We start from the raw sequence: 20,661 nt of genomic DNA on the forward strand, positions 1-20,661 counted from the left end.
ATTTATATTTATCTTTTAAGCACAAATATAGGCTTTCTGATGCCCCTCAAAAGACACATCAGCATTTACAGCCTCGTCTATATATAGAGTGAGCACATGCCCTCCCATAAAGACGTATTGCGCAGTAAACCGCCTCGGCGTAAGGTGCGCGCCGCATGAAGATCATTATTTTGGGCGCCGGCCAAGTGGGTTCGACGCTGGCCGAGAACTTGGCCAGTGAGCAGAACGACGTCACCGTCGTTGATAGCAATCCGGCTGCGCTCGAAGACCTGCAAGAACGCCTCGATATCCGCACGGTCACCGGCCATGCCTCGCATCCGAGCGTACTGCGCCTCGCGGGTGCCGATGACGCCGACATGATCATCGCCGTCACCAGCAGTGACGAAACCAATATGTTGGCCTGCAAGATCGCCAGCACGCTGTTCCAAACACAGACCAAGATCGCTCGCGTCCGCGCGACTGACTATCTCAAGGAAGAGAAACTGTTCAGCGCCGATGCGCTGCCAGTGGACATGCGCATTTCGCCGGAGCAGTTGGTCACCGATCTGATTCAGCGCTTGATTGAATATCCGGGCGCGTTGCAGGTCGTTGAGTTTGCCGAAGGTCGCGTGCGCCTCGTTGGCGTGAAGGCGTATTACGGCGGCCCGCTGGTTTCACGCCAGCTCAAAGAATTACCGCAACATCTTCCGGGCATCGATGCACGCGTTGCTGCGATCTATCGTCGCGGACGGCCGATCCTGCCTGAAGGCGACACCGTGATTGAAGCCGAGGACGAAGTGTTCTTCGTCGCTGCGCGCACTCATATTCCAAAGATCATTGCTGAACTACGTCGTCTCGAAAAACCCGTCAAGCGCGTGATGCTGGTGGGTGGCGGCAACATTGGTTTGCGTCTGGCCAAGGTGCTCGAAGCGAGCAAGATCCAAGTCAAGATCATCGAGAAGTTCAAAGAGCGCGCCGTGTTCCTCGCGCAGCAACTTGAACACACCATCGTGCTGACCGGCGATGGTGCCAATGAAATTTTGCTGCGCGAAGAAAACATCGAAGACGTTGATGTGTTCTGCGCGATTACCAACGATGACGAAGCCAACATCCTTTCAGCGATGCTGGCCAAGCGTCTCGGCGCCAAGAAAGCGCTGTGTCTGATCAACCGTCTTTCCTATGTTGATCTGGTTGAAGGCGGCGCGATTGATATTGCGATCTCGCCACAACAGTCGACGGTTTCTGCATTGCTCGCACGCGTGCGTCGCGGCGATGTGGTCAAAGTGCATTCACTGCGTCGCGGTGCGGCGGAAGCGATTGAAGCCGTCGCTCACGGCGATCGTAATAATTCGCGCGTTGTCGGTCGTCGTCTCGACGAAATCAAAATGCCGCCCGGCACTACGATCGGGGCCATCGTTCGCGGTGAAGAAGTCATCATTGCTCACCATGACACGGTGATCGAAGCTGAAGATCACGTGATCCTGTTCCTTGTCGACAAGAAGCGCGTCAAGGACGTCGAGAAGTTGTTCCAGGTTAACGCGAGCTTCTTCTAATGAGCGCCTCTCGCTGATGGTCTACACCGACAAACGGACCTACGCGAGTCCAGCCCGACGCTTCGCGGCTGTCCAGCGCATTACCGGCGTTCTGCTGATGATGTTCTCGCTGAGCATGCTGCCGCCAATGTTGATCAGCCTTCTGTATAGCGAAGGTGTGGTTTACGCTTTCATGGAAGGCTTTTGGATCACGCTGCTAACGGGCGCGATCATCTACTGGCCGGTACGACACACACGCGCAGAATTGAAAACACGCGATGGCTTTTTAGTCGTCGTCGCGTTCTGGGCCGTGCTCTCGGTCTTCGGTTCGATTCCGTTCTATTTCACGCATGTCGGTTGGCACACGTTCATCGACGCATTGTTTGAATCCGTTTCGGGACTCACCACCACCGGTGCCACCGTCATTCCGAGCGGCATCGACAATCTTCCGCACGCCATTAACTACTACCGCGCGCAGCTGTCTTGGCTCGGCGGCATGGGCATCATCGTTCTCGCTGTCGCCATTCTTCCGATGCTCGGCGTCGGTGGTATGCAGTTGTACAAGGCCGAAACACCGGGCCCGATGAAGGACTCCAAACTGACGCCACGCATTGCCGAAACCGCGCGCGCGCTGTGGATCGTTTATCTCTCGCTAACCGTGCTCTGCGGTTTCTCATTCTGGCTGGCAGGCATGCCGCCGTTCGACGCGATCGTGCATTCAATGTCGACGATGGCCACCGGTGGCTTTTCAAATCACGATGCCAGCATCGGCTATTACAACAGCCCCCTGATCGAATACGTCGTCATCTTCTTCATGATGCTGGGCGCGCTAAATTTCGCGACGCACTTTGCGGTGTGGCGCTCACGCAGCTTAGGCGCTTATCTGCGCGACACCGAAGCAGCGACTTCTGTCTTCATCGTGCTCGGCTTCACCGTGCTGATCATGATTCCGTTGTTCATCGCGCACACCTACGATGGCTTTGAAGTCACGTTGCGTAAAGCGCTGTTCCACGTTGTGTCTTACGGCTCCACCACCGGCTTCGGTACCTCAGACCCAAGCATTTGGCCATCGTATGCGCCGGTCATGTTGATCCTGACGTTCTATATGGTCGGCTGCGCTGGCTCGACCGCAGGTGGCGTTAAAGTGGTTCGCTTGATGTTGTTCGTTAAACAAGCGGCACGTGAAATGCAGCGCCTGATTCATCCCAGTGCAGAACTGCCGATCAAGCTTGGCGGCAAGGTTGTGCCAGATCCGATTGTTTACGCCATCGGCGGTTTCTTCTCGGTCTACATCGGCGCCACGCTGATCTTGATCACCGCAATGATTGCGACCGGCCTTGATCCACTCGCCGCGTTCGCAACGGTTTCTGCTTGCATCAACAACTCTGGACCTGGCCTCGGCGCTCACAATACGTCGATGGCTTCTGTATCCGAAGCCGGCAAATGCATTCTGATCTTCACGATGCTGCTGGGTCGTCTCGAAATTTTCTCACTGCTGATCATCTTCACGCCGGCGTTCTGGCGGCGCTGACCCCTCTGATTTGCTGATCAACGTGCAGACTTACGCTGCGCGTAGGGGTATGTTTTGTTTATATTAATTTTGACTAAAGCTCCCTAGCATCGGCGCCCGTGAAAGACCGTCTTGCGGTCATCCCTCCGGAGAACCCGATGCAAAACCATTTCAAGCTGTTTGTGACTGGGCTGGCCATGGCGCTTGTTAGCGCTTGCAGCTCCGTGCCTTTGGCATCATCGGACGCCGATGCCGCAGCCAAAAAATTCGAACCGACTCCAGGCAAAGTAAATTTCTATATCTATCGCCACGAGATCTACGGCGATGATCGATCAATGGCGATCTCTATCGATGGCAAAGTCGTTGGTCACACCCGATCATGCACCTACGTTTTGAAAACGGTGGAGCCGGGCATTCATACGATCACTTCGCAAGAAGACAGCAAGACCGATTTGAAAATCGAAAACTTCGCCGGTCAAAATCAATTCATCTGGATAGAAGTCGTCACTGGCTTGGTCCCAGCCACTTCAGCGCTGCATCCGGTTGATGCGACGACTGGGCAAACTGAAATTGAGCGGTGCAAGCTCGTTCGCTGAGACTTAACAGCAGTTGCGTTGCAGAGCGCGTTGCGCTCAAATTCATCCTGCATTGATCGAATTCAAAAGTCGGCTTTAACCGACACCAAGCAGCGCCGATCAAAATAAACCTGCCACTCGATGGCATGACCTCAGGAGAAAATGGATGAAACTTATTGGGCCTCTACGGCTTTTGCTCGCGTCTGCCGTTGCCGTTTTCCTGATATCAGCACCTGCGATTGTTGAAGCACGCACGAAGGTGCTGCAACCCGTATTTTTGTTCGACGTTGCCAACACAACAGCCCAGCAAACCGAAATAGCCTTGCGCCGCTCACTTGCCGGCCGACATTGGAACATTACGCGTGACACACCAAACGATATCGAAGCAAAGCTGAACGTCCGCGATCACTCCATCACAACAAGATTTTCGTGGACAGCAACACAAGTCAGCATTGTCTATGTCGGCAGTGAGAACATGGACTACGAAGTCGATGGCGCCAAAACTTACATTGACCGCTATTACTACCGCTGGCTTAAATTCATAAAGAAAGACGTCATCAACTACAGCCAACGTGCGAATGCATCAGGCGCACTCCCACAGAACTTGCCTGCCGATAATGATGATGCGGATGACGACGACTCTCCCGCAAAAGCAGGAAAGTGATCTCAACGGATCGATTCAACAACGCCCCGGATTCGGGGCGTTGTTCGTTTTGGCCTTGCCACAAACTTAGCGTAGTCTCACAGCCTCACGAACGCTGCATCGGAGGCACCATGTTTCTGGGACTGCTGCTGATCACTTTTCTGCTCGCTCTATCTGTCGCTGCGATTGTTGCGCGCATGTTCGCCGATCCACTCGATCGCATTCTCAAACGCATCATTGCCGACGAAATCAGCGCGGCATGGCTGAAGTACATGAAGTTCGCGATTCTGGTTGTCGGCGTTTCTTCCGGCGTGCGCATTTATGAGTTGGAGAAATACATCACGCCTCCGGCTTACGTAAAAGACGCGCAGATCGTGCAACTCACGGCCGACCGTTGGGTGCTGGAAATTTATCGCACCATCATCGAGACCCTGCAGGGCATCGCTTGGATGCTGCTGGTGTTCTTTGTGTTTGCGCTGATCGCCTATGTGATCGTGCGTCTCGCAGAGATGCGTAAAAAGTCGGCGGATGAAACGTCCGGCACTCGCCCTTAAATCGGAGTCTTCATGTCCATCACGCTCTATCGCACACTGCTCTGGTTGCTGGCACTGGGATTCGCTGCCGCCTTCTGCATCATCGCGCTACCCGCCGCGCTGCAAGAAACCAATCCGCTGCGCTTTGTCACGGATGCTTATGTGAACCCTTACGCCGCGGGCTACGCCACCGACACTTTGACGTGCTGGGCCGTGTTGGCCGTGTGGGTTTGCTATGAGGCCAAGACTACGAACATTCGCCACGGCTGGGTCGCGCTGCTGCTTGGTGTCGTACCGGGCGTGGCAACCGGCTTTGCGGCTTATCTGTTGATCCGCTCCAAACAGCAGGTCGCATCATGATTCAGGGCCTGCGCACCGTCATTTACCCCGTCAGCGATTTGGCCGCGGCCAAGGCTTGGTATAACGCCGTACTGGCGATCACGCCTTACTTCGACGAGCCCTTTTACGTCGGTTACGCGGTGGGCGGGTTTGAGCTGGGATTGATCCCAGACGGCAAGCCCGGCACCGCAGGTGCGCTCGCGTATTGGGGCGTGCCCGACGCCGCGGCTGAACTGGCTCGCCTTCAAGGGCTGGGCGCAACCGTGCACGAGGAACTCAAGGACGTTGGTGGTGGCATCAAGGTCACTGCGGTGCTCGATCCCTTCGGCAATGCATTCGGCATCATCGAAAACCCACATTTCGATCTCAAAGCCGTGCGCTAGCTAGGGACTCCAAGGCGCGCAGGCGTTAAACTTGCGCATCTTTTAGCCAGAAGCACCCCCATGTCCGCCGCACCCGACACGCTCCGCCGCGATTTACGCGAAGCCAGCAAGCTCAACAAGCGCCTCCGCCGCAACGTCGGCCAAGCGATCATGGACTACAACATGATCGTCGATGGCGATCGCGTGATGGTGTGTCTCTCGGGCGGTAAAGACAGCTACACCATGCTCGACATGCTGATGCAGCTTCAGCAGAAAGCGCCGGTGAAGTTCGAATTAGTTGCAGTCAACCTCGATCAGAAGCAGCCGAATTTTCCTGAGCATGTATTGCCGGAATATCTGAAATCAGTCGGCGTGCCTTTTCACATTCTTGAGCAAGACACTTACTCAGTTGTGAAGCGAGTTATCCCGGAAGGCAAAACCATGTGCAGCCTGTGCTCGCGCATGCGTCGCGGCGCGCTGTATCGCTACGCCATCGAACAGGGCTTCACCAAAATCGCACTGGGTCATCATCGCGACGACATCATCGCGACGTTCTTCCTCAATCTATTCCACGGCGGCAAGCTCTCGGCGATGCCGCCGAAGTTGTTGTCAGACGACGGCAAGAACGTTGTCATTCGTCCACTCGCTTATTGCCGCGAACAAGATCTGCTGGATTACGCTGATCTCAAACAATTCCCGATCATTCCGTGCACGCTCTGCGGCTCGCAAGAAAACCTGCAACGCAAACAAGTGCGCAAACAGATGGATGAATGGGAGCGCAACAATCCAGGTCGTTTGGATCAAATCTTTGGCGCGCTCACCAACATCGCGCCATCGCAGCTCGCAGATCCAAAACTGTTCGACTTCGCCAGTCTCGGTGGCGATCGCAAGGACGCACACAACTGGTTGATGCAGGAAGCATCCTCAGACGAACATGTTCAATAAACCGAACCATCTGTATTACTTTTTCGACTTTCTTTCGCATAACGCATGGCTGGCTTGGCAACGCAGCGCAAAACTCGCCACACAACATGACCTGATTCTGGAACCCGTGCCTGTCGTATTTGCGGGCCTGCTGAAAGCGCACAACCAAGTCGGCCCCGGCGAAGTTCCAGCAAAACTGCGCTGGATGACATGGAATGTTTTGCGAAAGTCCAAACAACACGGCATCGCCTTTGCACCGCCGCACACACATCCTTTCAATCCATTAATCGCCTTGCGCGTCAGCTGCTGCGATCTACCGCGCGCACAACGATTCGATTTGATCACTCGATTGTTCAGCGCCACATGGGCCGAAAGCCGTGCGGTGTCGGAACCTGATGTCGTCAGCGCGGTCATTACTGAAGCAGGCCTCAACGCCGATGCGCTGATGGCTGAAGCACAGACGGATGCAGTGAAAGCACGACTGCGCGAAAACACCGATGCAGCTATCGCCGCTGGTGTTTTTGGCGTGCCGACGATGCTCGTGCGTAATGAATTATTCTGGGGTTTCGATGATCTCGAAAATCTAGAAAATTTCTTGGACGGCGCTGATCCGATTGGTAGCGATAAAGAGATTTACGCTGGCTGGTTCAATTTGCGTGCAAGCGCACAGAGGAAAAGATGAAACATTTACTCTCGTGTCTGCTGACTGGCCTGCTGCTTTGCAGCGCTGGCGCAAGCTGGGCGGCGAGCGACGCGCCCTTCCTTTGGGAAATCCAGGGCGCTAAGGCCAAGCATTATTTAATGGGCTCGGTGCACTTATTGCCTGCGTCGACGCAGCCACTGCCCGCTGCGCTGGAGAATGCTTACAGCAAGGCCAGTGGCGTTGCGTTTGAAAGTGATCTGGCCACACTCGGCGAGCCGCAATCACAGATGGCGATGTTCAATGCCGCTGCTGCACCCAATGGCCTGCGCTCACTGATCAGCAAAGAAGTTTACGAACGCCTACAGAAAGGCGCGCGCGATCTGAACATGCCGCTGGCCGATACCTGTGAACCATATAAGCCATGGTTCTGCGCGATCACGATGGAAATTTTTGCTTTCCAACGCGCTGGCTTCAAAGCTGAATTCGGCCTTGATCAGTTCTTTTTCACGCGCGCACTTAAAGACGGCAAGCCGATACGCTGGCTGGAAGAACCACAAGCGCAAATTGATCTGTTCGCAAAAATGCCTGACAAACTCGGCGAGCAATTTCTTATTAGCACGCTCGAAGAACAAGGCGATGCCGATCAAAATCCAGAAGGCCTGCTGCGCACTTGGCGCGATGGCGATTTGACCGAACTCGAAAAGCTCGCACGTGAGATGAAAACGCACCAGCCACAGGCGTATGCGCGTTTATTGTCTGATCGCAATCGCGCATGGATGCCCAAGCTCGAAAAGATTTTGGCCAGCGACAAAGTTCAGCTCATCATTGTGGGCGCTGCACACAATGCGGGCCCCGACGGCTTACTCGCACTGCTGAAAGCCAAAGGCTATGACGTTCGTGCAGTTAGCACCGAGGCCAGCAAAGCTGAGCCGGCGCGTACGCCTGCAACGCGTGCAGCTTGGCTGGTGCCAACGCTGAATGCGCGTGATGGTGACGCTGCTTATGCTTTCTATCAAAAAGCATTTGGCTTCGAAGCCGGCGCGCAAACGCGCGATGACAAAGGCAAGCTCACACGCGGCGAACTCAAGTATCACGATGCAGTGATTTTGCTCACACCTGAAAACAGCAAACGCGCATCGCCAGTCACCAGTAAATCTGCCGCGCCTTCACCGATCACGCTTTATGTCGACAATCTGGATGCGGCTATCGCACGCGCCAAAAAAGCTGGCGCAGAAATTGTTGAGGCTGCCGCTGATCAAGCGTGGGGAGAACGCAATGCGCTGCTGCGCGATCCTGATGGTTATCTCTGGACGCTAACGATGCCCATACCGCCAAAGACCGTCTCGCTGCGAGTTAACCCGCCAACGCAAAGTTATTCCGACCCGCGTTCTTAACCTGATACAGCATTTCATCTGCTGTTCGGTAAGCCGTTCCAAAAGATTCATTCGGCCCGACAACTGCAGCGCCGATGCTGCAGGTCAGCACGCCACGATCGGCGTTGCGATTTTCGATTTTCATTTCTGCGATGGCTTGCACCAGTTCCGCCAACCGCGCGCGCGCGTTTTCTGCATCGCAGTCATAAAGCAGCAGCGCAAACTCTTCGCCACCCAGTCGCGCTGACATATCCAGCGAGCGGCGAGCGAACTGCGCAAGCGTCAATGCAATCTCAGCCAAAGCACCGTCGCCATAGTCGTGGCCGTAATCGTCGTTGAGCTTTTTGAAGTGATCAAGATCGAGCACGGCAAGCACGAGCTGTTTTTTCTCGCTGCGCGCCAATGCTCGTGTCACGCGCTCATAGTGATCTTCAAATGCACGACGATTGGGCAAGCCGGTTAAGGAATCGCGATAAGCCATCAATTGCAGCAGTACATTGGCTGCCCATTGCCGCCGCGATGACAGCTTCGACCAGATAGCAGCCATCATCACAATGGTTAACAGCAGAACTTCTAGCAGCCAGCCTGTCGGCCCACGCGTGCGGACTTCATCTGGCCACCGCATCGCTTCGTAAATCAAAACCCAAAAGTACAAAGCAATTAAGGCGACATTAAAGATGTTGCGCAGTCGCACTTGGCGGGGATTCTGTAAGGGAATTTTCTGCAGAAATGCGCCAAGTAGCAGCAGCGCTAACAACATCAGATTGATGGTCCACGCGACGACACCATCGATCTCAGAGCCTTTGCCCCACCAAAATGGCTCTGACGCCAAGATCAAAAAATAGATCGCGATAAATAGAAAATTCAGGCTCACGCGCAAGCGTGCCATCGCGATGACGGCGACAGGCACTAAGACGGAAATGGATGGCTCAACTGAATAGCCAAGCTGTTCCGCCTGCTGTCGAACGATCTCAACAAAGACCGCCTCAAATACCAGCGCAGCAATCAGCAGCCATTCTGCAAAGTCCGAGGCTAGATAGCGCACCTGCACAAAGGTGACCGCGGCAAACAATGGGACGATCAGACCAAGCGATGCGATAGTCATCAGCTCTTGGCTTTGTTTTGGAATGCCGAGCACAGACACCCAAAGCGGAATGGTGAGGTATACCACCGCCGTCATCAGCACCAAGCTGATTCGCGCAGCGCGGCTGCTTTCACGAACGTAGTTTTGGAACATGCGCTCGATGCGCGAAGGGAAGGTGTATTGCCGCGATGAGCCCGCAGCTATTTGACCCAGCTTTTGGGCCTCTTCAGCCGTCAACTCAATTTCGCCAATGCGACGAGTCGTGGATTTGAATCCGAGCAAGCTCAGTGTGGCGCGATGCAAACGCGCCAAGCGCCCAAGCAGTACAAGGTCGCCACTCACGCTTTTGTCTCTGTAGCACAGACAACAATTTTGACCCGCCGAGCAATCTCGGCAGTCAGCATCAGGGCGCATCGAAGAGAAGTGTCAGGCGCGTGGCTGGCGCTTGGCATTGTCGAATCCATTTGAACTGCCGCCATGATACGGAAATTCCCTACAAATCGGGGCGTTGTAGGCCGCTCAAGCCTGAGTTCTACCTCGGCAATCGAGCGCGTCACTACGTCCTAAACGCTTTTTGAGCGTGCGTTCTTTAATGCTTACTAAATAATCTATATTATATATTTAATAACAATCGTAATTCGCGAATTTGCGCGCACGTGCGAGTCGCAAAAGTAACCCGCGGATTCAATTTGAACCACCCATACGTCAGCACGTCTGATGATCTGGAATCACTGATGCGATGTGTGGCTCCACAAACGTTTAAAACAATCATCGCGAACATCTCCTCATCGATTGCAAACGCTTCTACAGACGAATCACTGCGACCCTCGGAAAAGACTGACTACAAATGCTAGGTGTGAAATCAAAAATAGGGCGGCAGTATTCACGGTTGCTAGAATGTACCTAATGAAAATGCGATCACTTGCCTTGCTGTTTTTCGTCGTCACAACCCCCGCGTGGGCGGATGTAGACGTCAAAATCAGCGGCCTGGAAGGCGAAGAACTCGCCAACGTCGAGCAACGCCTCGCAATCAAAACCCTGGCAAACCGCGACGACTTCGATCAGTTGCTGGTTGAGCGCTTACATCAGCAGTCGGAAAACGATATCCGCAGCGCCTTGCAGCCGTTTGGCTATTACACCCCTGTGATTACCAGCGCACTTAGCGGCGGCCCCAAAAAATGGAAGGCGAGCTACGACGTTCAACTCGGCCCACGCACGCGTATCCGCAAGGTTGATATCGCGGTTGATGGCGAGGCTGCGGATTTTCCAGCGATACGCGAGCGACTCGCAAAAATGCCGGTGCACGAAGGTGACGCGCTTCTGCACAACAATTACGAAATCGCAAAAGCTCAATTGTTACAGGCCGCGTATGCAGGCGGTTTTCTCGATGCGCGCTACACCACTAGTGAACTGCGCGTTGAACCTGAAGTGCAAGCCGCGGACATTGAACTCAAACTCAGCAGCGGGCCGCGATTTTTCATCGGCCCCATTCGCATTGAACAAGAAGGCCTAGACCCAGCGCTTGTCGCGCGCTACATCACCATTCGCGAAGGCGAGCCGTTCGATCCGCAGAAAGTTTTGAAAACGCAGTTTGCACTGACCGATTTGGGTTATTTCCAAACCGTTTCGATTGAGCCATTGCGCAAAGAAGAAGTGAATCGTCACATCCCCATCGTCATTCACACGTCTCCACGCCCCAAAGCGCGTTACCAATTTGGTGGCGGCTACGGCACCGACACTGGCCCCCGCATTTCTGCTGGGCTGGATCTGCGCAGGCTGAATGACGACGGCCATAAGTTCAGCAGCACGCTACGCTTATCCAAGATTCAAAGTGCACTCACCAATGAGTACCGCATTCCGCTAGGCAGTTCGCCGATTGATAGCCTTAGCTTTACCGCAGCAGCTGCGTACGAAGTTTTGCCAGATGGTGACGACACCAAATACACCTTTGGCGCCAGCCTGAATCGCTCGCCCGGAAAATGGCAGCGTCGAATTTATTTTGATCTGATTCACGAGCGCACCAATCTCGACGACGCGCCGACAGCCTCCAACTTATTTATGCCGGGCATCTCGTTCACGCGCGGCGAATACGATGATCCGATCCATACGCGTCGTGGCTGGTTTGGATTTATCGACGTGCATGGCGCCGATAAAAAAGCTTTTTCTACAGCAACCTTCGTACAGGTCCACGGCATTCTCCGTGGCGCCTATCCATTGGGCAGCCGCTTCACCTTGTTTGCTCGCGCCGAGATGGGCGCCAGCTTCACACCTGACTTTCAAGACTTACCGCCTAGCCAACGTTACTTTGCGGGTGGCGATCAAAGCGTGCGCGGTTATTCCTATCAATCGATCGGCCCGCGCAATATGGCAGGTGACGTAGTCGGCGGAAAATATCTCAGCGTATTTAGCATCGAACCCGACTATCGCGTAACCCAAAACTGGAGCGCGGCGGTGTTCTACGATCTGGGCGGTGTTGATGATGATCCAGCACCGAAACTATTAGGTGGCGTCGGCGCGGGCGTACGTTATCGCGCGCCATTCGGCGAAGTCCGCGTTGATCTGGCGCATCCGCTGCAAGGTGATGATAGCGGCGTGCGTCTGCATATCGGCGTGAGAGTCGGACTATGATCCGCAGCCTCGGACGCATCAGCGCTGTTCTACTGAAAATTGTTTTTGGCTTAACCATCGGCGCAGTGATTCTGCTGTTGGTGACAACGACAGGTCTGCGCGTCGGCCTTGATCTCGCCAGTGCATTGACCGATCAATCCATCCGCTACACCGAAGCCTCAGGCCGACTGCTTGGGCACGTTGAACTGCGCGGTTTCGTCTACGAAGATCTATACGTCAAAGTCGATATCGATCACGCAAAGCTCGCGTTGATGATGCCCAGCCTGCTGATTGGCCGACTACAGGTCCGTGAGCTTGATGCAGGCGACATCAAAATTGCGATCAAGCATGCGCCGAAGAAAGAACCCAGCGAACCTTTTACCCAATTACCATTTCCGCTAATCATTGATAACGCGGCTATTGCACGTCTGCGTTTGCAATCCACGCCAGAATCTTCATGGCTGGATTTCAATAAAGTTGAACTCAGCGCAGCGTGGTTTGACGACATCGTCGACATTGATCATCTCGCTACCGATTTCATGATGTTCGGTCCGATCAAAGCGAACGGACGTTTACAGTTTTTGCCAGACGGCCTCCGCATTGAAGACACCGCACTACACGGCCCCGGTGATTTCACTCTCAATATGTTGATCGGCTACGAAGATCACTTTGAAGCCGATGCCGAATGGACACGCCTGCAATGGCCTCCGTCAGGCGAGGCGATGGTGACCAGCAAGAAAGGCCACCTGCGTGCCGCTGGCTCTTGGGAAAACTACGAATACGCGCTGAGCAGCGTCTTACGTGTTCAAGGCGTAGATATGGATGCCGTGGCGCAAGGCAAGGGTAGTCTCGAAGCGCTAGATGTGGCGTCACTCAAAGCCAAATTGCTGGCAGGCGAAGTCAACGCGCGTGGCCGCGTGCAGTGGTCGCCGCAAATACGCATAGACGCAGAAGGCAAAGCCACTGACTTGAATCCGGCTGTACTAGCCAAAGAATGGCCGGGCAAAATTGGCGGGCAATTCAAGATCGCAACGGTTTTCCCGAATGACCAACCTTTGGTGAAGTTCGATGCAGACCTGCGCAACTCGCGTCTGCGTAACTATCCCTTCAATCTTGAAGCGCATGGCAGTTGGCGTGAAGACGCGCTACAACTCGACGATGCACTGCTGCAGTCAGGTGCCAGCACATTGCATGCAAGCGGTCGCGCATTGCCACCTTTCGATATCAGCGCGCAATTACGCAGTCCGGATCTCGGACAGTTTTGGCCCGGCTTGCGTGGCCGCGCCAATCTCGATGGAAAACTTCGCGGCACACTTGAAACACCAACGCTGAGTGCGCACGGCCAAGCCGATGCTGTCGGCTGGCAAACGTATAGCGCACGTCTGATCAAATTGGATGCGGAGCTTGATGCGCGCGGTTCATCGATGCTGGATTTCAAAACCACTGAGTTGCAAATCGGCGATATCACTTCATCCGTGCACTTGCGCGGCACTGGCACTGTCAATCAACACACGCTAGATCTGGATGTGAACAGCAAGCCGATTAATTTTCATCTCGGCGCCAGCGGCGCACTCAATCTTAAAAACCGTAGCTGGCAAGGTCAGATCAGTGAAGGCAAGCTCGCACCTGCGCAACTCGGTGCATGGACGCTGGAAGACCCCGCAGAACTTTTTACCAATCTCGACGGCGTCACGTTAGAGCCTGCGTGCTGGGATAGCGGGGACAGCCGCGCCTGCTTCAAGATTGTGAAAGCTGCACAAGGCGAAATGGGCTTTGCCTTCCGCGTTCAAGATTTTGCCTTGGCTTATTTCAAACCTTTCATGCCGACAGGCTGGACGCTGGATGGAAAGGTGAGCGGCACCGGCGATTTATTGAGCCGCAGCATCAACACCGCACACATTGATATCGCCACAACCGAAGGGCGACTCGGCGTTGGTGATCGCTCAGTGCTGAATTTCAAACCCAGCAGCATCAAACTGTTTGGGCAAGATGGATCACTGATCTCAACCGTCGACATGCCGCTGGAACACGGCGCAGTATCGATGAACGCAACGTTAGCGCCCGGCGAAGATTTTGGCGCTCGCGCACTTTCCGGCCAAATTAATTTGGATCTTCCTGATCTTGGTTGGCTGCGTTTGCTAACACGCGAGATCGATAACGCTACCGGTCATCTGCAAGGCCAGTTACAACTCGCCGGAACCGTTAGTGATCCTGCATTTAACGGCAGCGTGCAGCTCGACAAGGGCAAATTGCGACTGACGACGCCGGGCATTGAATTGTCACCGTTGAATCTGAAAATTACCGGCAACAGCGACGGCAAGTTGATCCTGAATGCAGACGCAATGTCTGGCGGTGGCACACTCACAGTGCTTGGCACGCTAGACGCCAAGGCAGAAAAAACCACGCTGCACTTCGACGTGAAAGGCGACAAATTCCAAGCGCTGAATATTCCTGATGCGCGCGTCTGGGTTGCACCAGATTTGAAGATTGATGTGGTCGGCCGCAAGGTTGATGTCACTGGCGATGTGTTGGTGCCGAAAGCTGAGATCACACCAACTTCGTTTGATAGCGGCGTGGGCCCCAGTAGCGATCAAGTGATCGTGACATCGCAAGGCAAGCCAGCAACAGATAGTCCGTGGCTGATCAGCGCCAACGTCAATCTCAAGCTCGGCGATAAAGTCAGCTTCAATGGCTTCGGCTTGAAAGCGCCGCTCACTGGCTCGATCACCGCTATCGAAGAGCCCGGCCGATTCACCACAGGTCGCGGATCGATTGATCTTGAAGGCGGGCGTTACAAAGCCTACGGCCAAGATCTGACAATCACGACAGGTCGACTGATTTTTGACGGCGGTCCGATCACACAGCCTGCAGTTGAAATTCGTGCTGAGCGCAAACCAACTGACGAAATCACCGTCGGTGTTTACGTGCGCGGCACGCTCGATGCGCCGCAGTTCAGTCTCTATTCGACGCCGACCATGCCGCAGGAGCGCCAGCTGTCATGGTTAGTACTGGGCCGCTCGTTAGACGAAAGCACGAGCAACAGCGATCGCTCTGCCGTCTCTGCCGCCGCGCTGTCGCTAGGCCTGAGTGGTAGCGGCTTGCTCGCAGAAAAAGTGACGCAGCGGATTGGCATCGATGAAGTGTCGGTGGGCAGCAAGCCTGGGCAGGACACTTCGCTGGCGATGCTCACCATCGGCAAATATCTCTCGCCAAAATTGTTTATTAGCTACGGCGTTGGACTATTCCAGCGTGGTTATAGCTTCCGCCTGCAATACGACATCGGCCACGGTTTTAAGCTGCAAACAGAAACGGGCGTGGAATCGGGCGGCGATATTCTTTATTCGATCGAGCGCTAAATTCGCTATACAAACAACAACGCCGACATTTCTGTCGGCGTTGTTGTTTGAAGCTTGATTGCCAAGCGTTACGGCAAAACTTTCCGCAGCCACAAACCAATCGCGTCGATTTCATCAGCGCAAACCTGATGCTGCATCGGATAGCTGCGCCAATCGACTTCGTAGCCCTCTGCACGCAGGATTTCAGCAGACGATTCACCCAAGGCCAGCGGCAACACTCCATCGTAATCGCCGTGACACATCAAAATCGGCAGATCACGATTAGCGGCGCTCACTTCAGTCGCCAACTTGTCGGTGAGCGGCAGATAGGTCGACAGCGGTAGCAGACCCGCCAAACGCTGCGGATACCGCAGCGCGGTGTGCAAGGCGATCGCGCCGCCCTGCGAGAAACCCGCGATCACGATGCGATTGACGGGAATCCCCAAGCTCAGCTCCTGCCGAATAACCCCGTGCACGAGCGCTTCGGAGGCGCGGATGCCCGCATCGTCCTGCTTATCCATACGAGCGAGACTGAGAATGTCGTACCAAGCCCGCATCGGCATGCCGTTGTTGATCGTCACCGGCCGCACGGGCGCATGCGGAAAGATGAAGCGGATGCTGTGGTCCTTTGGCAAACCCAGCTCCGGCACGATCGATACAAAGTCGTGCCCGTCTGCACCCAAACCATGCAGCCAAATCACGGTGCCGGTGGCGGCAGAGGGCGGGTTGATGGTGACGGAGGATTTGGTTTCGTGGATCTTCATGGGCTTATTTAGGATAGGAATCAGAATTTAAGGCCGCGATTGTCCATCAAGGGCCTGTTAATGCCAATTTCACGCCAGCGGCGGGGGCAAATGCACGGTAAAATTCCTGCCCCGCGGAGTTGATCTATGTCCCCTCGTATCGCCTGTCTCACACTGGTCTTGTTATCACTCACCGCCTGCGGTCAGGCCGGCAAGCTGGTGCTGCCAGAAAAAGACGTTCCGACTCCCAAGGCAGCTGAAGCCAAAGCCACGGTCGTTGATCCCGTGTCGAGCGAGACGCCAAATCCGACGCCGGACACAACGCCGACAACACCTGCGCAAACTGCGCCCGCCGCACCCAAGAAGGAAAAGCCGTAGTGGAATATTTTGATTATCGTGACGGCGAACTGTTCGCCGAAGATGTCCGCGCTTCTGAACTCGCAACGCGCTACGGCACGCCTTGCTACGTCTACTCGCGCACCGCACTAGAAAATCGCTATCGCGCTTTTGATGAAGCGTTATCGCCTGTGCCGCATCAGGTTTGCTACGCGGTCAAAGCCAATTCCAATATCGCGGTGCTGAATGTACTGGCACGCTTGGGTAGCGGCTTCGATATCGTCTCTGGAGGCGAACTGTTCCGCGTGCTGCGTGCAGGCGGCGATCCTTCCAAGATCGTGTTCTCTGGCGTGGGCAAAACCGCAGAAGAAATGCGCGATGCGCTGAACGCAAACATTTACTGCTTCAACGTTGAGTCAGAATCCGAACTGCATCGCCTCAATAGCGTTGCGCACAAGCGCGGCCAGCGCGCACGCATCGCTCTGCGTGTGAATCCAGACGTTGATGCCAAGACACACCCGTACATTTCTACCGGTCTTAAGAACAATAAGTTCGGCGTGGATATTGCGATTGCAGAACGCCTCTACGCTGAAGCCGCCAAGATGCCGGGCATCGAGATCATCGGCGTCGCCAGTCACATTGGCTCGCAGTTACTGGATGTACAGCCGCTGCTCGATGCAATGGATCGCGTGCTCGCACTGATTGATCGCCTCAAAGCAATCGGAATTAACCTTCAGCACATCGACGTTGGCGGCGGCTTAGGCGTTCGTTACAACGACGAACAGCCACTAGAGCCCGGCACTTGGGCACGCGCGCTACTGCCGAAGTTGTCGGGTCGCGATCTTAAAGTGATGACCGAACCGGGCCGCGCGATTGTTGGCAACGCTGGTCTGCTGATCACGCGCGTTGAGACGATCAAGTGCAATAACGAAAAAAACTTCGCCGTGATTGATGCGGCAATGAACGATCTGATTCGTCCTACGCTGTACCAGGCATGGATGAAGATTGTTCGCGTTAACGAAAAGTCCAGCGCTGAAGTAAAGAACTACGACATCGTCGGCCCTGTTTGTGAAAGCGGCGATTGGCTCGGCAAAGATCGTGAACTCGCACTGGAAGAAGGCGATCTACTCGCCGTGCGCACCGCTGGTGCATACGGCTTCACGATGGCCAGCAACTACAACACGCGTCCACGCGCAGTTGAAGTCATGGTCGACGGCGAACGCCACACCATCATCCGCGCCCGCGAAACGCTGGACGATCTGGTGCGCGGAGAAGCACTGCTGCCGTGAGTACGATCAACGGCCCGCTGGTTCTTATTGACGGTTCATCATGGTTGTTTCGTGCGTATCACGCACTGCCACCCCTGACGAACCCCGCGGGTCAGCCCACCGGCGCTGTGTTCGGCATGGGCAATATGTTGCGTCGTCTCAGCAAGGACTATTTGCCTGAGCGCATCTGCGTTGTGTTCGATGCGCCCGGCAAAACATTCCGTGAAGCGATTTACGCCGAGTACAAAGCCAATCGCGATGAAACGCCGGAAGATCTTTCGGTGCAGTTCGCACCCATCATCGAGATGGCAGAAGCGCTGGGTTTACCGGTCATTCAAATGTCCGGCGTTGAAGCGGATGATGTGATTGGCACACTCACACGCCAAGGCCGCGCGGCTGGGCTTGATGTATTGATTGTCACCAGCGACAAAGACATGGCGCAGTTGGTGGATGAGCATGTGAGCCTGCTCGACACCATGAAGAATCGCCGTATGGATCCCGCAGGTGTCGTTGAGAAATTCGGCGTGCCGCCTGCGCTCATCATCGACATGCTCGCCTTGATGGGTGACACCAGCGACAACATTCCTGGCGTGCCGGGAGTGGGCCCAGTTACGGCTGCAAAGTGGCTCAACACTTACGGTTCATTGGATGTGCTGGTTGAGAACGCCGAAAAAATTGGCGGCAAGATCGGCGACAAATTCCGCGCGCATTTGGCAACGGGCTTGCTGCCTGTTGCTAAAGACCTTGCAACGATTCGTTGCGAGTTGGAGATGCCGCTGACGATTGAAGCGCTCGTGCCACGCGCTCCCGACGTTGAGAAACTTGCAGCGCTGTACAAGCGCATGGGCTTTCATCGTTGGCTGGAAGAACTCGGTGGCGCGCCTGCGTCAGCAGAACCTGTCGCAGCAAAATCTTTTGATAAACCGGTAACGGCTTACACAACGATTGCTTCGCCTGCGCAAAGCGAAATCGTTGTGCCCACTGAGCAAATCAAAACGCGCGTTGAGCTTGTGCTTGATGACGCTGCACTTGAAGCGCTCGCACTGAAACTCGAAAGCGCTGAACTGTTCTGTTTTGATACTGAAACCGACAGCCTAGAATCCAATCAAGCAAATCTTGTTGGCCTCGCCTTCGCCGTCGAAGCGGGTCACGGCTGGTATGTACCTGTAGGCCACAACTACATGGGCGCACCGGCGCAGTTGTCGCTAGAAAAAGTGTTGAATCGTCTACGTGGCGTGATGGAAGACGATAGCCGCGCCAAGGTCGGCCAACACATCAAGTTCGATCTCAATGTGCTTGCACGCCACGGCTTACACGTTCGCGGCGTACGTCACGACACGATGCTGCAAAGCTACGTGATCGACGCTGCAGGCAGCCGTCACGACATGGACACGCTGGCACAGAAGTATCTGGGCCACACGACTATCGCGTTCTCGGATGTCGCAGGCAAAGGTAAAAACCAAATCACTTTTAATCAGGTGGCTTTGGATGTCGCCGCCGATTATTCCGCAGAAGATGCGGATATCACTTTGCGTCTGCACCAAACGCTATATCCACGCGTTTGTGAAATCGAAGCGCTGAAACGCGTTTACGAAACCATCGAGATGCCGCTGGTGCCTGTGCTCGCACAGATGGAGCAGACGGGCGTTCGCGTTGATGCAGCGCTACTCGGGCGCATCAGCGCCGAACTCGCCACGCGCATGGCGCAAATTCAGACTGAAGTTTTTAAAGAGGCAGGTCAAGAATTCAATCTTGGCTCGCCTAAACAGTTGCAACATATCCTCTACGAGAAATTGCAGTTGCCGGTACTCGGCAAAACGCCGAAGGGCGATCCGTCTACCGCCGAAGATGTGCTGGAAGAGCTCGCCGCACAACACGCGCTGCCGCGTTTGATTCTGGAATGGCGTGGCATGTCGAAGCTTCGCTCGACGTACACCGAGAGCCTGCCGCTACAGATCAATCCTCGCACCGGTCGCATTCACACCAGCTATCACCAAGCGGTTGCGGCGACAGGTCGTTTGTCTTCGCAAGATCCGAATCTGCAGAACATTCCGATTCGCACCGCAGAAGGTCGTCGCATTCGTCAGGCCTTTATCGCTGCGTCGGGCTGCGCTTTGCTATCCATCGACTACTCACAAATTGAATTGCGTTTGATGGCGCATTTCTCTGGCGACGAAAAGTTGGTGCAGGCGTTCATAGATGGTCGCGACATTCACCAAGCCACCGCCGCAGAAGTGCATGGCATCGCGCTCGATCAAGTCAGCGGTGAACAACGTCGCGCAGCTAAGGCAACCAACTTTGGTTTGATTTACGGCATGTCTGCGTTCGGTCTGGCGCGTCAACTCGGCATTCCGCGCGGCGAAGCGCAGGCCTATATCGACACTTTCTTCGCCCGCTATCCCGGCGTGAAAGAGTTCATGGACAACACCCGTGAGTTCGCACGTCGTGCAGGCTATGTCGAAACCCTGTTCGGCCGTCGTTTGTACCTGCCCAACATCAATTCCAAGAACGCGAACTTCCGCCAATACGCCGAAAGAACCGCGATTAATGCCCCGCTTCAAGGCACCGCAGCTGATTTGATCAAGCTAGCGATGATCGATTTAAAGGCGTTTTTAGAGCAGAAGGCGCCTGATACCCGCATGATCATGCAAGTTCACGACGAATTGATCTTTGAAGGCCCTGAGGCTGAACTCCAGAGCCTGGCCCCTGAACTTGCCCGTCGCATGTGCGAGATCACCGCGCTTAAGGTGCCTTTGATCGCGGAACCAGGCCTCGGCGCTAACTGGGATGCCGCCCATAATGTGTAAAGCTGTAACTTACTAATTAATAATAAAATTTAGTTTTAAATTTGTTGAAATTGGCCCTTAACGTAGAT

17 protein-coding genes are annotated in these 20,661 nt (G+C 54.7%); 15 read left to right on the forward strand and 2 right to left on the reverse strand.

Features of this window, described 5'->3' with window-relative positions; all coding sequences use genetic code 11:
• Window positions 1–155 precede the first annotated feature (155 nt).
• From trkA to CJD38_RS07750, 10 genes are all read left to right on the forward strand, one after another.
• The gene (gene trkA, locus CJD38_RS07705; protein WP_107939766.1) at window positions 156–1,532 is read left to right on the forward strand and encodes a Trk system potassium transporter TrkA; all 1,377 of its coding nucleotides are present in this window, start codon (window positions 156–158) and stop codon (window positions 1,530–1,532) included.
• 16 nt (window positions 1,533–1,548) lie between these two features.
• On the forward strand, window positions 1,549–3,042 hold the full coding sequence (locus tag CJD38_RS07710) for a TrkH family potassium uptake protein (RefSeq protein WP_107939767.1): 1,494 nt from the start codon (window positions 1,549–1,551) through the stop codon (window positions 3,040–3,042).
• 137 nt (window positions 3,043–3,179) lie between these two features.
• Window positions 3,180–3,617 carry a DUF2846 domain-containing protein gene (locus CJD38_RS07715; protein WP_107939768.1) on the forward strand — a complete coding sequence of 146 codons (438 nt, stop codon included), beginning with the start codon at window positions 3,180–3,182 and terminating at the stop codon, window positions 3,615–3,617.
• Between the two features lie 145 nt (window positions 3,618–3,762).
• Window positions 3,763–4,260, forward strand: coding sequence for a hypothetical protein (locus tag CJD38_RS07720; RefSeq protein WP_146165950.1), 498 nt, complete (start codon window positions 3,763–3,765; stop codon window positions 4,258–4,260).
• A 110-nt stretch (window positions 4,261–4,370) separates the two neighbouring features.
• Window positions 4,371–4,793 (forward strand): hypothetical protein, encoded by a 423-nt coding sequence (locus tag CJD38_RS07725; protein WP_107939770.1) that lies wholly within the window; start codon window positions 4,371–4,373, stop codon window positions 4,791–4,793.
• Between the two features lie 12 nt (window positions 4,794–4,805).
• Complete coding sequence (locus tag CJD38_RS07730) at window positions 4,806–5,132, forward strand: DUF2834 domain-containing protein (RefSeq protein WP_107939771.1); 327 nt, start codon at window positions 4,806–4,808, stop codon at window positions 5,130–5,132.
• Window positions 5,129–5,494: a VOC family protein gene (locus CJD38_RS07735; protein ID WP_107939772.1), complete on the forward strand. Its 366-nt coding sequence runs from the start codon at window positions 5,129–5,131 to the stop codon at window positions 5,492–5,494. Before CJD38_RS07730 ends, CJD38_RS07735 begins: the two co-directional genes overlap by 4 nt.
• 60 nt (window positions 5,495–5,554) lie before the next feature.
• On the forward strand, window positions 5,555–6,418 hold the full coding sequence (gene ttcA, locus CJD38_RS07740) for a tRNA 2-thiocytidine(32) synthetase TtcA (RefSeq protein WP_107939773.1): 864 nt from the start codon (window positions 5,555–5,557) through the stop codon (window positions 6,416–6,418).
• Complete coding sequence (locus CJD38_RS07745) at window positions 6,408–7,079, forward strand: 2-hydroxychromene-2-carboxylate isomerase (protein ID WP_107939774.1); 672 nt, start codon at window positions 6,408–6,410, stop codon at window positions 7,077–7,079. The genes ttcA and CJD38_RS07745 overlap by 11 nt, the downstream gene beginning before the upstream one ends.
• Window positions 7,076–8,434 carry a TraB/GumN family protein gene (locus tag CJD38_RS07750; RefSeq protein ID WP_107939775.1) on the forward strand — a complete coding sequence of 453 codons (1,359 nt, stop codon included), beginning with the start codon at window positions 7,076–7,078 and terminating at the stop codon, window positions 8,432–8,434. Before CJD38_RS07745 ends, CJD38_RS07750 begins: the two co-directional genes overlap by 4 nt.
• Here the strand turns inward: CJD38_RS07750 and CJD38_RS07755 are convergent.
• Entirely contained in the window at window positions 8,394–9,839 is a 1,446-nt protein-coding gene (locus tag CJD38_RS07755) for a GGDEF domain-containing protein (RefSeq protein ID WP_161554185.1), read from the reverse strand. The genes CJD38_RS07750 and CJD38_RS07755 overlap by 41 nt on opposite strands.
• 564 nt (window positions 9,840–10,403) lie before the next feature.
• Here CJD38_RS07755 and CJD38_RS07760 point away from each other — a divergent pair.
• Entirely contained in the window at window positions 10,404–12,125 is a 1,722-nt protein-coding gene (locus tag CJD38_RS07760) for an autotransporter assembly complex protein TamA (RefSeq protein WP_161554186.1), read from the forward strand.
• Complete coding sequence (locus CJD38_RS07765) at window positions 12,122–15,460, forward strand: translocation/assembly module TamB domain-containing protein (RefSeq protein WP_107939778.1); 3,339 nt, start codon at window positions 12,122–12,124, stop codon at window positions 15,458–15,460. Before CJD38_RS07760 ends, CJD38_RS07765 begins: the two co-directional genes overlap by 4 nt.
• Window positions 15,461–15,528: 68 nt before the next feature.
• Here the strand turns inward: CJD38_RS07765 and CJD38_RS07770 are convergent, their stop codons facing one another.
• Complete coding sequence (locus CJD38_RS07770) at window positions 15,529–16,203, reverse strand: alpha/beta hydrolase (protein WP_107939779.1); 675 nt, start codon at window positions 16,201–16,203, stop codon at window positions 15,529–15,531.
• 126 nt (window positions 16,204–16,329) lie between these two features.
• On the opposite strand from CJD38_RS07770, the gene CJD38_RS07775 reads away from it, so the two are divergent.
• The 3 genes from CJD38_RS07775 to polA are packed head-to-tail and all read left to right on the forward strand — an operon-like array spanning window position 16,330 to window position 20,593.
• Window positions 16,330–16,560 (forward strand): hypothetical protein, encoded by a 231-nt coding sequence (locus tag CJD38_RS07775; protein WP_146165951.1) that lies wholly within the window; start codon window positions 16,330–16,332, stop codon window positions 16,558–16,560.
• Window positions 16,560–17,807 carry a diaminopimelate decarboxylase gene (gene lysA / locus CJD38_RS07780; RefSeq protein WP_107939781.1) on the forward strand — a complete coding sequence of 416 codons (1,248 nt, stop codon included), beginning with the start codon at window positions 16,560–16,562 and terminating at the stop codon, window positions 17,805–17,807. Before CJD38_RS07775 ends, lysA begins: the two co-directional genes overlap by 1 nt.
• A complete protein-coding gene (gene polA / locus CJD38_RS07785; RefSeq protein WP_206362924.1) occupies window positions 17,804–20,593 on the forward strand; it encodes a DNA polymerase I in 2,790 nt (929 codons plus the stop codon). Before lysA ends, polA begins: the two co-directional genes overlap by 4 nt.
• Window positions 20,594–20,661: the final 68 nt, after the last annotated feature.

The sequence above is a fragment of the Stenotrophobium rhamnosiphilum genome, assembly GCF_003052265.1.
GTDB lineage: Bacteria > Pseudomonadota > Gammaproteobacteria > Nevskiales > Nevskiaceae > Stenotrophobium > Stenotrophobium rhamnosiphilum.